The following is a 13,747-nucleotide window of genomic DNA, read 5'->3' as shown; positions in this document are numbered from 1 at the left end:
GATCGTCGCCGTCACTCCGGCGGCCACTTCCAAGTGAGCCTTTTCCATCGTGATCATGCTGGTCACGGTGATGGGAGTGAGGCCAGATACGGGGTGAGGGGAGGCCCCCGGTAAGACAGCAGTCGACCAAGATCCGATGCCCCGACCGGGAGCCTCGTTGCTGTCGTACCCTGCCGCGATTCCGCTGCCGAACCGCACGCTCGTCCGCCTGGCTGATCTCATCCGCGCTCAGCGTGCCCAACGTCGATGCCGGTGGCGGCGCCTGGATCCGGGCCGGCAAGCGCTGCTGGTTCTGGCCCACCTGCGCAACGGGGACACCTACGCCCGCCTGGCCGCTGGGTTCGGCATCGGCACCACGACAGCCTGGCGCTATGTGCGGGAGTCGGTCGACCTCCTGGCAGCCCTCGCTGACGACTTACACGCTGCCGCCGTCCGAGCTTCTCGACGCTCGGCCTCATCGACGCACTCACCAGCAGCAACATGAAGGCGTTCGCCGACAAGGGATACCAAGAGGCCGGCGGCACCATCCGCACCCCGTTCATACGTGATCGCCTAGCCTGCCGCGACGCTGGTCACGCGCCTGTATCGATACCACGATCAGCGACAGAGCATGATCATCCAAATTCAAAAAGCTCGTGGACCACTCTTAAGATCACTCGAAACCAGCCCCCACAGAAAGAGCTCACTCATGCGCACCATTTACGCCGTCACCCATCCAGAGGCGACGCACCACGTCGAGAGGGTTGTCGGCGGCTGGCATGATTCGCAGCTGACACCAGCCGGCCTCAGCGCGGCGGCCTCCATTGCCCAGGCGCTACGGGCCCAGATCCCAGGCGGCGTCGATGTGGAGCTGTTCTCCTCGGATCTGCGGCGCACCCGGCAAACGGCCGAGAAGGTGGCCGAACTGTTCGGCGTGAAATCGCTCCTGGACCACAGACTGCGGGAGAAATCTTACGGAGAGGCGGGGGGAAGGCCACAGGAATGGCTGGACCAACGATTCGTCCCGCCGCCGGCTGCCGGGGAGCGGTTGGAACACGACGAGGGCGTGGAGGGTGCCGAGACCAAGGCGGCGTTGGCGCAGCGCATCTACGCGGCCATGGACGAGATCTTGCGGCGCCCCTGCGAACACCAGATCATCGTGACGCACGGTGGCTCCCTGACGTTCGTCGTGACGTCATGGATCAAGATGCCGATCACGGCGGTCGGCCATGCCAGTTTCCGGGTGCCATCCGGCAGCATCACCACGCTGCACGAAGACGACTTCTTCCACAACCGCACGGTCGTCAACCTCGGTGACACCCGCCATCTCGACTTCGCCAAAGCCGGCTGATACGCCCGTGCTTCGCGTACGTCTATCCCTGTCCATCCCGTCTGGCACCGACCCACCGCGAAGCGTCCGCCGCATTCATACTGCGATTCATGATCGTTGAAGAGGTACGTGTCCACCACCGCACTGGGCAATGGTGCTCTGGTGTCCGAACCGGCGACAACATCGTGGCCTACGACGTTGAGATCCTTGCCCCGTGGCGAGTTCCCGGCCGACCCACGACCGATCGCTGCTTCATAATCGCCGACGAAGGGATACAGATCAGAAAGCCGGTCACCTTCATCGACGCACTCGAAGGCGGTTGGTACATCGACCTGGTCGAACTGGAGGAAGCGGGCCCGAAGCAGCTGATTGTCCACGACCTCTACGCGGACATCCTCGTGCCCCCGGTCAGTCTGCGCTACGAAGTCCTGGATCTCGATGAGCTTGCTGACGCACTGGAGGTCGGCACCATCGATACCGCCACCACAGTCAGGGTGTTGCGCAATGCTCAGCGCTTCATCGACAAGCACCTGCGCAATCTGAACCAAGACCCGCCGAGCTCATGGCCGGACTTCCCGCCAGCAGCCATTCTGAACCTGGCTGAGCTGCCGCCCTTCGACGGCGGATGAGGCTGAATCAAGAGCCCTGAGGCCCCTGGTTGCATGACCCGCATGTTGCCATCGGGCTTACTCGGCGCTTGCGGTCCGTCGGCCCACGGCTCCAACCCAATCAGGTCCAGCACTCCGACCAGATACCGCAAGGCATCCTCGGGGCGGGCTGCGATCTGGTCTTGGGCGACAGGATCGGGCTCGACAATCGAGTGCACCTACCGCTCGATCCCGCGATCAGCGAGTAGTTGACGCCAGGTCTTGTCGCCCCGCGGGATCCTTGCTCCTTCTCGGCGGTAGCGGCCGTTCCGTGGCGCATCATGCTCGAGCCATGCTCAGCGTTTAACGGCGGAGGCGGAGAGAAGAGTCACGGCGGCGAGGCTGCCCCAGAGGGCAGCCGGGCCCTGCGGTGCGAGAGCGGTGATGACCGCTGGGGAGACGGCGAGGCCGAAACCCGTGGAGAGCTGGAAGCGGGCGAGAGCGCCTCCCAGGGCAGGGGCCGGGGCGAGGGCGGTGACGAGCGCGGTGGCGCTGCCTGCATAGATGATCTCGCCGAGGGTGCAGACCACGGACACCGCGGCGATGGCCGGGGCAGCCCAGCCGTGTCCCAGTGAGGTGGCGGCGAGGAAGCCGAGGTAGGACGCGGTGAGCACCAAGCCGGCGAATGCCAGTACGGACCGGCGGGGGAAGCGTGACGTCAGGACGGTGACCGGAACCTGCAGGGTGACCACCAGCACCGTGTTGGCCACGAAGATGGCCGCCGACCACACCGGGGAGGCGTGCATCTGCGTCACCAGGACCAGAGGGAGGGCGACTTCGGGGACGTTGAGGCAGAAGACGTAGATCACGTTGGCGGCCAGCAGCGCGCGCATCCGGGGTGTCGGCTCGTCGTCCCTGTCCTTGGCCGCGGCAGCGGCCGGGTGCGCGTGCACGTGGACCGACCACGCCAAGGCCGCCGCGGCGAGGTAAGCGAGCCCGGTCACGCCTGCCAACGTTCTCAATGCGGTGGTTCCGCCCGCCAGGCAGGCGGTGGCGACGAGTCCACCAGCACCCAGGCCGGCGTTGCGCAGGGCACGGCCCCCTGCGAGTGCGACGTCGCGTTCCCGGCCGTGGGCGACCGTGGCCACGAGGGCGGCGTGGGCGGCCGGCCATGCCTGGTTGCCGATGCCGAGGAAGAGCGCCGCTGTCGCGAACAGCCAGACGTTCCCGCTCGGGGCTGCCAGCAGCAGCGCCACGCCCAGCACCCGCACCAGCATCGATGCCGCCACAACCGTGCTGCGTGCGCCCCGGTCCAGCCATCGGCCCACCACAGGCATGCACACCAGGCCCGCGACGACGCCGGCCGTCATGGCGGTGCCGGTGACCGGCGTGGACAGCCTCAGCACCGTTACTCCGTAGAGCAGCAGAAAGGGCCGCAGCAGACCGGTGCCGAGCGCGTCCACGGCCAGGGCAACGGCGTAGCGGGGGCCTCCGGAGGCATGGAGGAGGGCGCGGGGCTGGATTCTGGTGGTGGTTGCCATGGCGCCTACGGTTGTGTCGGGCGGCCGGATGCGGCACGTCGGTTGACGGACATCGTCAACCGACGCCGCCGCCAACCGCCCGACCAGCAATGATGGGGGGATGACGCTGCGCATCGACATCACCGGGCTGCCGGCCGAGCGGCTGCGGTTCGCCGCCTCCCCGCTGGCCGAGCTGACCGCGATGTTGCACGTCCTGGCCGAACCCGGGCATCACCCGCGGCTGGCCGGCTGGGCCGGGGAAGTCTGGTCCGAGCTGCGGCCGGAGCTGGCCGAGCGGTTGCGGGAGGCGGAGTTCCTCTGGCGTTCCTCACGAGCCGATTTCCTGGTCCCCGCCCGACCTCGGCAGACCCTCGCCGAGGAGTTGGACGATGTGGACCGGATCGACGACGAGACCTACGTGACCGCCGCGCTCACCACCACGTGCGGCAGCAATCGGGTCCACTTCGGCGCGCCGTCGCCGCTCTCTGACGCAACCGCGCGTGAGCGGGCCCTGGACCTGGCCCAGGCCCGCGGCGCACTCCAAGAAGCATTCGCGGAGCGGCTGCTCGCGGACCCGGCCGCGGTGCGGGCGCGGGTGCGCCACACCCTCGAACAGTGCGCAGAGGCGTTCTTCGACGCCGCCTGGACGCGCGCCGCCGCGCAACTGGCCACCGACCTGCGTCTCAAGAACGACCTGCTGAAGCGCCAGGGCATCGGGGCGGCACTCTCCTCGGTCTCCGGCGCTGTCACCTTGGCACCGGACGGCGACTGCATCATCGTGGACAAGCTGCAGGACAACGCAACCGCCGCACACGGCACCGGGGTCACCTTCATCCCCAGTGGCTTCGGCCGCCCGCACCTGGTGGTGATCCACGCGCCTGGATGGCAGCCGGTGGTGCAGTACCCCGTGGCCGAGCCGAGTCCGTCAGAGCCGGTATCGCTGGAAACGGTCACCCTCCGGCTGGAGGCACTCGCACATCCGGTACGAATGCGTCTGCTGCGCACCCTGGCCCGCGGCCCGCACACCACCGGCGAACTGGCACACGCCTGGGAGCTCTCTTCCCCGGAGGTCTCCCGCCACCTCGCCGTCCTGCGCCGCGCGGGCCTGCTCACAACCCGGCGGCGCGGGCGCTACGTCCACTACACCCTCAACCTGCCCGAGATGACGACGCTGGGCACAGACCTGCTGGCGGCCGTCCTGCGCTAAGCACCTGCGGTATGCCAGAACGACAACAGGGCTTGCAGCAGATGGACATAGCTTTCTGGATCCCTGATCTCGCCCAGGCACTGATCAGTGAGCCGATGCAGGTCGGCAATTGAATCCGCGGACGTCTGGAACATGTCGTCGCCGGTGTGGGCGCAGGCCATGATCGCTCCGGCCGCCTGCAGTATCCACACCCGATCATCCGGGGCGCAGCCTGACGCAAGCTCGGCCAGCCGGGGCAAAGTGGCATAGCTCGCGGAGAAGGCCTGGTCCAATTGCAGGCATAGATGATCCATCAGTTCCGGCCATACGCCGCTCGGATCGTCCCTGAACCGGTCGAGAAGTGCCGGAATATGCTCTGCCGAACCGCAGGCGTCGCTGAGCATCGACCAATCCGGCTTATGGCCCGGCGATCACACTCGGACCTGCGGCGAGATGCCTTGAGCGGTCCGTCCCCTGGTCTCCCCCGTCCTCCTCGTAGCTGCCGATCCCCAGGCCGGGATCGCCGCGTCAAGGGTCAGCGAAGCTGATCGCGAAGCGACGCCGCAGGCGCCCTTGACTCGGTGGGCACGGCCGGGACACTCAACCAGCGTGACGGGCGGGCTTGATCGCGTCGATCTGAGAGACTACTTTCGAGACATGTCTCTCACGAATCCGTACGGAGATATGGAGCTGACTTCTCCGCAGGCGCTGCGGGCGTTGGCTCATCCGGTACGGCTGGCTTTGCTTGATCGGCTACAACGACACGGCCCCGCGACGGCCACCCAGCTTGCACCGCACGTTGGTGCCACACCATCGGTCGTCAGCTGGCACCTGAGGCACCTCGCTTCCTTCGGTCTCGTCACCGACTGGGACGGGGCGACGAGTAAGCGAGAGCGGTGGTGGCAGGCTGCGGGTAAGGGCTTCCGGTTCACCATGCCCGACGATGCAGAGGGTCAGGACGCGGCGCGGCAGCTGCGCGCCGCGATGTTCGCCCGATCCGCGGAGGCGCCCGTGCAGTGGTCGCTGCGCGACGAGCCGCGGCTGGATCCGGAGTGGCAAGCCCTGGCGGGGCTGGCCGATACCCGGTTCGCCGTTACTGCAGAAGAGTTGCGGCAGCTCGAAGAAGCGATCGAGGCACTGCTCGCGCCGTACGTCCGGCGTAAGGGCGGCCAGTTGCCGGACGGTGCGCGGCTCGTCCGGATGCTGCGCTATCTGCTGCCTGAGCCCGGCGACGACCCGGCCGCCTCATGATCGCCGCCGGCACGAGGCCCCCGTCGATCCTGCGCGACAATCGGCGTTTTCGAACTTTCTGGGTCGGGGAAAGCATTTCCCAGTTCGGCGACCGAATCAGCGAGCTGGCCCTGCCGCTGATCGCTGTCACCGTACTCGCCGCGACGCCCGCACAGGTCAGCATCCTCACCGCACTGATCTGGCTACCCAACTTACTGGGCATGTTCGTCGGCGCATGGGTGGACCAACGGACCCGCAAACGCCGCCTGCTGATCGTGGCCGACCTCGTCCGCGCGGCGGTGCTGCTCAGCCTTCCGGTGGCCTACCTGCTGAACGCAGTCACGCTGACTCATCTCTATTTGGTCGCCCTGCTCACCGGGGCCGCTGCGGTCCTGTTCGGCATGGCGCGCCAGGCGTTCTTCGTCGCTCTGGTCCCGCCGTCGGCATATGTAGAGGCGAACAGCAAGCTGAGTCTGAGCCGGGCAGCTTCGTTCGCGGCTGGGCCGGCCCTTGGCGGCGGTCTGATCCAGGCCCTCACCGCCCCGGTCGCGGTCCTCGTCGACGCGATGTCCTTCGTCGGCTCCGCACTGTTGATCGGCCGAATTCCCGTGGACGAGGCCCGGCCGACGCCACCGCGGTCCTCGACTCTTGGTCTGGTCCGGGACGGGCTCGTCCTGGTGCTGCGTCATCCGGTGATGCGCGCCGTTCTCGGCTGCACCAGCACCGTCAACTTCTTCACCCTCATGACCAGCGCACTGCTCGTACTGTATGCAAGCCGTGAGCTCGGTCTGTCGGCCGGCGCCATCGGCATCGCGTTCGGCGTCGGCGCCGTCGGTGGGCTGGCCGGTGCGGCACTGGCACCTCGGTTATCCCGCACCATCGGGCTGGGCCGCACCGCGATAATCGGAGTGATTCTCTTTCCTGCTCCCTTGGCACTGACAGCGTTCGTGTCCGGCCCGACCTGGGCCCGAATCGCGGCGCTCGCGGCTATCGAGATGGTCTCCAGCGTGGGCGTGATGCTGATGGACGTCAACCTCAACGCCCTGCTCACCTCGGTCACGCCCGACGACGCGCGGGGACGGCGGGCGGGCGCGTACAGCGCCGTCAACTACGGGATCAGGCCGCTTGGAGCGCTGGTCGGCGGGTGGTTGGGCACCACCATCGGCCTGCGACCGACGCTGGTCGTCGCCGGACTTGGCGGTGTCCTCGCCGTACTGTGGCTACTCACCTCACCGGTGCGTCACATCGCCACCATCGACGAGCCGGCGACTGACACCTCGGCTGCCGAAGGGCGGCAGAGCACGCCACCGCCCGGCCCGCGCAACCCGCCAGACCCTCCTCCTGCATCAGCTGGACCACCTCATCGGGATCAGAGGGCGTCTTCCGAGCAAGGACCCCATGCCGCTGCCCAGGATGGAGTCGGAGCAGGAAGCGTGAGGTAGATGCTGCCGCCGGCCGGGACCGGCTGGCCGGCGAGCGGGCGTAGGGCCGCGAGGCGGCGCGGAGCGCCGCCCTTGATCTTTATAAGCACAATTCGGCAGACCAGGCGTTGTCCTGGCTGTCCTGTCCCGGGACATGCCTGACGTACGCGGTTGGCGTTCGTCAGCAGTGACACCGGGTTCATGTCACTCGACGCGGCGGTGACCTAGCCCTGCCGCAGTACAGGGACAAGCTAGAGCCACTACACGCGGACGATGTACACCTCGCGTTGAGGCTCCAGCACCAGATAGGTCACGAGCCCACGTTCTCCGAACGGCATGACCCGCATGTTGCCATCGGGCTTACTCGGCGCTTGCGGTCCACCCGCCCAGGGCTCTAGCTCGATCAAGTCCAGCACTCCGGCCAGATACCGCAAGGCATCCCCGGGGAGGGCCGCGATCTGTTCTTGTGGTTCGCGCTGTGGGACGCCAGGTGAGACCGATCGGCTTATACGGTGATGACGACCTTTCCTCTGGCGTGTCCTTGTTCGAGGTAGTGGATGGCGTCGGGAACCTCGCTGAGCGGGTACGTCCGGTCGATGACCGGGGTGACCTTTCCGGCTTCGATGAACTCGCGCAGGACGATGAGGTCGTCGATGCTCTGCTTCGCCAGGACGGGGGCCAGCGTCTGGCTCACGACCAGGGAGAGCGCGAGTAGCTTGATCGGACCCGTAAAAGGTGCGATCCACTGCCCCTTGACCGGTCCTCCGACCGCCACGAGCACGCCCTTTGGAGTGAGTAGGCGCCTGATCTCGAACATGGTGTGGTTACCGGCCATGTCGACGATCAGGTCGTAGCGCAGACCGATGCGGGCGATGTCGTCGCGGGTGTAGTCGACGACGTGGTGGGCGCCGATCGAGTGAACCATCTCCACGTTCCTGGTGCTGCACACGCCGGTCACCTCGGCGCCGTACGCCCTGGCGATCTGAACCGCGAACGTGCCCACACCCCCGGCGGCGCCGTTGACGAGAACCTTGTGCCCTGGCTGGATGCGCCCCTTGTCGCGAAGAGCCTGCAATGCGGTGAATGCCGCTATGGGTACCGACGCCGCCTGCTCGAACGTCAGGTTGGCCGGCTTGCGCAGCACCGCCCGATCCTGGTGGATGCTGACGTACTCGGCGAAGGTCCCGCCGCGGGCGCCGAACACCTCATCCCCGGACTGAAACTTGGTGACTTTCTCGCCCACCGCCTCAACGCATCCCGCCATGTCTGTACCCAGCCCGTTGGCCTTGGGCCGGGACAGTCCGGCGGATACGCGGACGGCGTACGGCGTACCTCTCATGAAATGGAAATCGAGCGGGTTGACGGAGGCCGCCTTCACCCGGATCAGTATGTCCTCGTCGCCCACAACGGGCAGGTCGACGTCCTGGATATTCAGGACGTCGGGCGAGCCATACCGGTAGTAGCGAATCGCCTTCATGGTGTCGCTCAACTTGCCGGCAGTCGGGGCAGGGCTTTCCGTGATCCGTTCCATCATCGTCCTCCTGTCGTGATCGCCAGCCTAGGAGGCACGCGGAACGGACGAAATCACCGAAATTCGTGATTGGGTGGCTAGCACGGCCGGCGGCGGTGTCCTTCTCGCGGGCTCGCGGCGGTAGTAGTGTCCATGGCAACGATGGCCAGACCCCCACGCCCCTCCGGCAACCTGCCGGCCGAAGTGACCAGCTTCATCGGCCGCCGCCGCGAGCTGGCAGAAGTCAGGAAGAAGCTCACCCAGGCCCGCCTGGTCAGCCTCATCGGGCCCGGTGGGGTGGGCAAGACACGCCTCGCGCTCCGGATGGCGACCGATCTCGGACGCGGGTTCCCCGGCGGCGCGTGGTTGGTCGAGCTCGCCGAGGTCCGCGATCCCGCACGGGTCGGCGACGTCGTCACGGCGGCCCTGGACCTGCGAGACCAGGCCGCGACCGAACCCTTGGCCCATCTGCGGGCGTACCTGCGGGACAAGAAGCTGCTGTTGGTGATGGACAATTGCGAGCACCTGCTCGAAGCGGCCGCTCGGCTCATGACGGAGATCATGAGGGCCGCACCGAGTGTACGCGTGATCGCCACCAGCCGGGAGCCGCTGTCGGTGCCGGGCGAGCATGTGGTCCCCGTCCCACCTCTGGAACTGCCTTCGGCTCACGCGGCCGCGTCTCTCGCGCGGTTACGAGAGAACGAGGCGGTCATGCTGTTCGCGGAACGGGCCGCGGCCGGATCGGGCAGGTTCCAGCTGACCGCCGCGAACCAGGCGGCCGTGGTCGATCTGTGCCGTCGCCTCGACGGGCTGCCGCTGGCGATCGAACTGGCGGCCGTCAGGACACGGGTCCTCACCGTCGAGCAGATCCTCGATCGCCTGACCGACCGGTTCGGGCTGCTTACCGGGGGAGGCCGCGCCGCGCTACCTCGTCACCAAACGCTGCGCACCACCATCGACTGGAGCCACGACCTGCTGGCGGCGGGCGAGCAGACGCTGCTGAGGCGGTTGTGTGTGTTCGCCGGCAGGTTCACCCTCGAAGACATCGAGTCGGTGTGCACCTCCGACGACGTGCCTCCGACGCGCGCACTGGACGTGCTGACGTCGCTTGTCGACAAGTCCCTGGTGATGAAAGAAGACGCCAAGAGCCTGGCCTGCTACCGACTGCACGAGACGATGCGCGAGTACGCCGGCCTCAAGCTGCGGGAGGCCGGCGAGGAGGAGTCCATCCAACGGCGATGCGCCGAGTACTACAGATCGAGGTGTCAGCGATCCGCAGCCGAAGCTCGATATCGGCTTGCCGAATGGCTCGAATGGATGGACCTGGAGATCGACAACGTCCGATCAGTCCTTCGGCGATGCCTGACCCATAAGGACTTTCCAGGCGGAATCGCCCTCGCCCACTCCCTCGGCTGGTATTGGATGACCCGCGCGACCAGCGAAGGCATTCGGTGGTTCGATGAGCTACTCGCGGATGGAGACGGCAATCCACGGGCGCACGCCCAGGCCTACTTCATGCGTGGATTCCTGGCTGTGCTGCAGTCCGATCCGTCGGCTGCCAGGCCGGCGCTTGAAAGAGCGGTGACGGCGGCTGAAGAGGCGGGACAGCTCAGTCTGCTGTCGCAATCGCTCTCCCTGGCATCGATCGCCGCGAACATGGCCGGTGATCGCACCAGGACTAGGCGCCTGGTCGATGACGCCCAAGCCGTCACAACGGGTCTTGACGACCTCCCGGCCACGCTCATGTTGCTCCAGTCGCGAGCACTCAACGGTCTGTTCGACGGCGATCTCGACGCGGTCAGATCCGCGTCGTCAGAGGGCGCGCGTCTCAGCCGCGAAGCAGGTGACCTCTACAGCCTCGGCATGATGCTGATGAACCTGGGTTTCGCCACGCTGATCGCCGGTGATCTTGATGAGTCGAAGCCGCTGTTCGCAGAGGCATTGAGGATCGCTCACCGGATCGACGACCGGGTGGCACAGTACTGCCTGCTCGACGCCTTGGGCTGCCACGCCGCAAGTTCCGGCCATACGCGGCTCGCGGCGCGGCTGCTCGGGGCGGCCGAAACCGTGCGAAAGGGCGTCGGCGCAAGCGTCATGTCATTTCTCGCTCCACTACTGACCCAGGCCGAGGAGTCGGTGACAGCGACGCTGGGGGCACCCGAGTTCGAGGCCGAGTACAAGGCCGGAAAACGCCTGAGCCGAGATGCCGCGGTCGGTCTGGCACTTGGCGAGCCCGCTCACGCCGCCGCTGCGGCTTCGGACGACGCGGCTGCGGCACCACTCGGGAAGCGGGAAGCAGAAGTCGCGCGGCTGGTCGCCGACGGCCTGAGCAACAAGCAGATCGGCGCGCGCCTGTTTATATCCGAGCACACCGTCGACAGCCACGTCCGCAACATCCTGAACAAGCTCGGGTTTAACTCGCGCACGCAGATCGCCGTCTGGACGGCGTCGTCGAATCAGTAGCGGATTACCGGGTGCGTCACCTTGAGGGAGTGGTGACCTGGAGCTGGCTCGGCGGGAGGCGGCGGCGGTGGCCACGACTGGCGTGAGCATCCTGGGGGCGCATTCGATGAAGATGATGCGTCACCCTGCGGAGAGACACGTTGAGTGATCAGCGACACCATCAGCCTCTGACTACGAAAAAGAGAGGGTGATCAGCATCGCCATCGACCAACACGCCGTTGCCGGCATCCGACCTGACTGCATGAACAATCTGCGATACATAGATCAGAGCCGCCGGGGAGATGATCTCGTTCTTCTCGAAGCAATCCAACCGAATTGCTCCCTGAGCCGCCGAAACGACCAGAACAACCATCCCCCCTTCACTGTCTTGTAGTGGCTCCGGAATGGTACAGCCATCGAGGGAAAACCCAATCGGGACTGTCACCGTCCACGAATGCACCCACCATGCTCCGCGCCGAACCGGCACAGGAAAAGCGATCTTCCTGATTCGATCCATGGAGTACCCTGCCATATCATGATGTTACCCGAGGGAATCTCAAACGCATCATCCCATCGAACATGCCGGTTGAACAGGGCAAACCCATCGGGATGGAAGACTGGCTCGAAGATTGCAGGATGGTCAGTGAGGTGACCGGCTTCTTCTAGTTGCCTAACAATCGATTTCGGCAAGCTGAACACCATAACACTCACGCCGTCATCTCCAGCACTTCGCGCAGCCCGAGCCCTCCAACTCGCCGCATTGCTAACAGCTGGATTTCCATCAATTGGATCCAGTCGGCTAGTGAAGAATGATCCAGGATGCTGTGAGCAATTTAGATTGGCGAGCCCGTCACTCTGGCTTAGCCCGTTAGCTCGAATATTTGCCGAAGAAGCCCTACTAGTCCCATGCGCGAATTGAACCCGGTCACAGTTGTGAACCAGTACCGGGGTGTTGCCAGCGAGCACGTAGTAGGTGTGGGTGTCGGCGATGGTGAGGTCGTGGACGGTTGGGTGGCCCCATCAGATCGGCACACCTCATGCCCCGCCAGCCACCGGGACACCGTGGCCACCGAGACCGTCTACCGCAAGCAGATCCGCCCGGCGCTCACAAAAGATGAACAGCCTCTTCGAGGCATAGTCACTCAGTTCGTCACTCAGCCCGGGAAAACAAGATCAGAGAAGGTGCGTTTTGCCTGGTGGGCGGTACTGGGTTCGAACCAGTGACCCCTCGCTTGTAAAGAGCCGAGAGCGCTACTTTGCGGGGCGCTGACCTGCGGGTCTACCTAGCCGACCCCTCCCCCGGTGGCCACCTCTGACGCCGCCTAATGGCACGCTAATGGCACGCCGATCGCCTCGGCCGGTGCAGAGCTAATGACACAAGCCACCCATGGCGCACGCCACGCATCCGCGGCCCCCGATCGCCTTGTCGAGATCACACATGACTCTGCTAGTCGCCTCTCGTCCTCCGGGGCGAACTGCTCGATAGGCACACCCGCAGCGAAGTGCTCGCCAACCATGTAGATGTGATCGCGAAGAACTTCGCCAATCCGGCCGGGGTGCACAGTGGGCGATTACGGTATGCATAGTGATCTATGGGAGTATTTTCCCATGGTATCCGTTAAGCAGATTCAAGTCGCCTTCGATTGCGCTTCACCTGAGCGTGTCGGTCGCTTCTGGTGCGAGGTGTTGGGGTATGTCGCGCCGGCACCGCCTGAGGGGTTCGCCAGTTGGGACGACTTCAATCGCACGCTGCCGCCCGAGCAGCGGGACTCATGGTTCGCTTGCAGCGACCCCTCGGGTGTCGGTCCGCGGCTGTACTTCCAGCGCGTCCCCGAAGGCAAGGTCGCCAAGAATCGGCTGCACCTTGACGTGCGGGTCGGCACCGGACTCGTCGGTGCAGAGCGCCTGGCAACCCTCGAGGCCGAATGCGCACGATTGATCCCTCTCGGCGCGAAACGCGTGCGACTCCTGCCCGCCGATGAAGAAAACGAATCGTGCCTCGTGATGCAGGACATTGAGGGCAACGAGTTCTGCCTGGGCTGACGAACGTCTACCTCGTTGAACGCGACACAGACCTGACTCGCTGATCGGCTCCCACGGGGAAGGCTGTCCGTCAGCTCTCCCTTCGCACCGCGCCGCTGTTGATCTCGGGAAGATCGGGGATCTTGCCGAGCTCGCGCAGTCCCTCGGAAGGCCCGGACGAAGCGATGGCATAGCGACCCAGGAAATTCACGTGGGCGTGGCCCAGCGGGCTGAGCCGGGCGACTGCACGCAGTGATCAGCCACGTTCCTCGGTGAGCCAGGGTGAGGAACGAACCCTGGATCATCTATCGCCCCCAACCATGTGCGGCGTCCAGCCATGCAGTGGCGATCGTAGGGCTGCATCTGTGCGGCGGCGCGGCAACCCCGGTCGGCGCGTTCGGGAAGTGCGGCGGGGCCGGCGTGCGTGCCCGGCCCGGTGTCCCGCCGCCGTCCGGGACCGGCCCCCAGGTCGCACGCCCGGACGGCGGGCGGAGGGCCGGAGGTACGGCGGCGCGCCGCG

The 13,747-nt window shown here is 66.0% G+C and carries 12 protein-coding genes and 1 pseudogene; 8 read left to right on the top strand and 5 right to left on the bottom strand.

What is annotated here, in order from left to right:
• Window positions 1–157 precede the first annotated feature (157 nt).
• A pseudogene (locus Pka01_RS41710) lies at window positions 158–1,330 on the top strand (histidine phosphatase family protein).
• 89 nt (window positions 1,331–1,419) lie between these two features.
• Window positions 1,420–1,938 (top strand): ribonuclease FAU-1 family protein, encoded by a 519-nt coding sequence (locus Pka01_RS37515; protein ID WP_203887758.1) that lies wholly within the window; start codon window positions 1,420–1,422, stop codon window positions 1,936–1,938.
• A gap of 314 nt (window positions 1,939–2,252) precedes the next feature.
• Here Pka01_RS37515 and Pka01_RS37510 read toward each other — a convergent pair whose 3' ends face one another.
• Window positions 2,253–3,437, bottom strand: a complete 1,185-nt coding sequence (locus tag Pka01_RS37510; RefSeq protein ID WP_203887757.1) for an MFS transporter — start codon at window positions 3,435–3,437, stop codon at window positions 2,253–2,255.
• 100 nt (window positions 3,438–3,537) lie between these two features.
• Between Pka01_RS37510 and Pka01_RS37505 the strand changes: the two genes are divergently transcribed.
• Window positions 3,538–4,623, top strand: coding sequence for a DUF5937 family protein (locus tag Pka01_RS37505; RefSeq protein WP_239116103.1), 1,086 nt, complete (start codon window positions 3,538–3,540; stop codon window positions 4,621–4,623).
• Here the strand turns inward: Pka01_RS37505 and Pka01_RS37500 are convergent.
• Complete coding sequence (locus tag Pka01_RS37500; RefSeq protein ID WP_203887756.1) at window positions 4,620–5,006, bottom strand: hypothetical protein; 387 nt, start codon at window positions 5,004–5,006, stop codon at window positions 4,620–4,622. The two genes, Pka01_RS37505 and Pka01_RS37500, sit on opposite strands and share 4 nt — an antisense overlap.
• A gap of 253 nt (window positions 5,007–5,259) precedes the next feature.
• Here Pka01_RS37500 and Pka01_RS37495 point away from each other — a divergent pair, with 253 nt between their 5' ends.
• A complete protein-coding gene (locus Pka01_RS37495) occupies window positions 5,260–5,853 on the top strand; it encodes an ArsR/SmtB family transcription factor (protein WP_203887755.1) in 594 nt (197 codons plus the stop codon).
• Window positions 5,850–7,274 (top strand): MFS transporter, encoded by a 1,425-nt coding sequence (locus Pka01_RS37490; RefSeq protein WP_203887754.1) that lies wholly within the window; start codon window positions 5,850–5,852, stop codon window positions 7,272–7,274. Before Pka01_RS37495 ends, Pka01_RS37490 begins: the two co-directional genes overlap by 4 nt.
• Window positions 7,275–7,758: 484 nt before the next feature.
• On the opposite strand, the gene Pka01_RS37485 is transcribed toward Pka01_RS37490, so the two are convergent.
• Window positions 7,759–8,730, bottom strand: coding sequence for an NAD(P)-dependent alcohol dehydrogenase (locus Pka01_RS37485; protein ID WP_203887753.1), 972 nt, complete (start codon window positions 8,728–8,730; stop codon window positions 7,759–7,761).
• 186 nt (window positions 8,731–8,916) lie between these two features.
• On the opposite strand from Pka01_RS37485, the gene Pka01_RS37480 reads away from it, so the two are divergent.
• A complete protein-coding gene (locus Pka01_RS37480; RefSeq protein WP_203887752.1) occupies window positions 8,917–11,226 on the top strand; it encodes a LuxR C-terminal-related transcriptional regulator in 2,310 nt (769 codons plus the stop codon).
• 160 nt (window positions 11,227–11,386) lie between these two features.
• Here Pka01_RS37480 and Pka01_RS37475 read toward each other — a convergent pair whose 3' ends face one another.
• Window positions 11,387–11,737, bottom strand: a complete 351-nt coding sequence (locus Pka01_RS37475; protein ID WP_203887839.1) for a hypothetical protein — start codon at window positions 11,735–11,737, stop codon at window positions 11,387–11,389.
• Complete coding sequence (locus Pka01_RS41705) at window positions 11,647–12,195, bottom strand: hypothetical protein (protein WP_373318239.1); 549 nt, start codon at window positions 12,193–12,195, stop codon at window positions 11,647–11,649. Before Pka01_RS41705 ends, Pka01_RS37475 begins: the two co-directional genes overlap by 91 nt.
• On the opposite strand from Pka01_RS41705, the gene Pka01_RS37465 reads away from it, so the two are divergent.
• The gene (locus Pka01_RS37465) at window positions 12,112–12,429 is read left to right on the top strand and encodes a hypothetical protein (RefSeq protein ID WP_203887838.1); all 318 of its coding nucleotides are present in this window, start codon (window positions 12,112–12,114) and stop codon (window positions 12,427–12,429) included. The two genes, Pka01_RS41705 and Pka01_RS37465, sit on opposite strands and share 84 nt — an antisense overlap.
• 384 nt (window positions 12,430–12,813) lie before the next feature.
• Window positions 12,814–13,248 (top strand): VOC family protein, encoded by a 435-nt coding sequence (locus Pka01_RS37460; protein ID WP_203887750.1) that lies wholly within the window; start codon window positions 12,814–12,816, stop codon window positions 13,246–13,248.
• Window positions 13,249–13,747 lie beyond the last annotated feature (499 nt).

This window comes from Planotetraspora kaengkrachanensis, from assembly GCF_016862895.1.
Taxonomy (GTDB): domain Bacteria; phylum Actinomycetota; class Actinomycetes; order Streptosporangiales; family Streptosporangiaceae; genus Planotetraspora; species Planotetraspora kaengkrachanensis.
Note: the sequence above shows the minus strand (reverse complement) of the source record. Positions and strands in the feature narration are given on the sequence as shown.

What these genes read in the sequence shown, in the direction of transcription:
- Pka01_RS37515 (WP_203887758.1), top strand. Translation starts at nt 1,420, where the DNA reads ATGATCGTTGAAGAGGTACGTGTCCACCACCGCACTGGGCAATGGTGC.
- Pka01_RS37510 (WP_203887757.1), bottom strand. Translation starts at nt 3,437, where the DNA reads ATGGCAACCACCACCAGAATCCAGCCCCGCGCCCTCCTCCATGCCTCC.
- Pka01_RS37505 (WP_239116103.1), top strand. Translation starts at nt 3,538, where the DNA reads ATGACGCTGCGCATCGACATCACCGGGCTGCCGGCCGAGCGGCTGCGG.
- Pka01_RS37500 (WP_203887756.1), bottom strand. Translation starts at nt 5,006, where the DNA reads ATGCTCAGCGACGCCTGCGGTTCGGCAGAGCATATTCCGGCACTTCTC.
- Pka01_RS37495 (WP_203887755.1), top strand. Translation starts at nt 5,260, where the DNA reads ATGTCTCTCACGAATCCGTACGGAGATATGGAGCTGACTTCTCCGCAG.
- Pka01_RS37490 (WP_203887754.1), top strand. Translation starts at nt 5,850, where the DNA reads ATGATCGCCGCCGGCACGAGGCCCCCGTCGATCCTGCGCGACAATCGG.
- Pka01_RS37485 (WP_203887753.1), bottom strand. Translation starts at nt 8,730, where the DNA reads ATGAAGGCGATTCGCTACTACCGGTATGGCTCGCCCGACGTCCTGAAT.
- Pka01_RS37480 (WP_203887752.1), top strand. Translation starts at nt 8,917, where the DNA reads ATGGCAACGATGGCCAGACCCCCACGCCCCTCCGGCAACCTGCCGGCC.
- Pka01_RS37475 (WP_203887839.1), bottom strand. Translation starts at nt 11,737, where the DNA reads ATGGCAGGGTACTCCATGGATCGAATCAGGAAGATCGCTTTTCCTGTG.
- Pka01_RS37465 (WP_203887838.1), top strand. Translation starts at nt 12,112, where the DNA reads ATGCGCGAATTGAACCCGGTCACAGTTGTGAACCAGTACCGGGGTGTT.
- Pka01_RS37460 (WP_203887750.1), top strand. Translation starts at nt 12,814, where the DNA reads ATGGTATCCGTTAAGCAGATTCAAGTCGCCTTCGATTGCGCTTCACCT.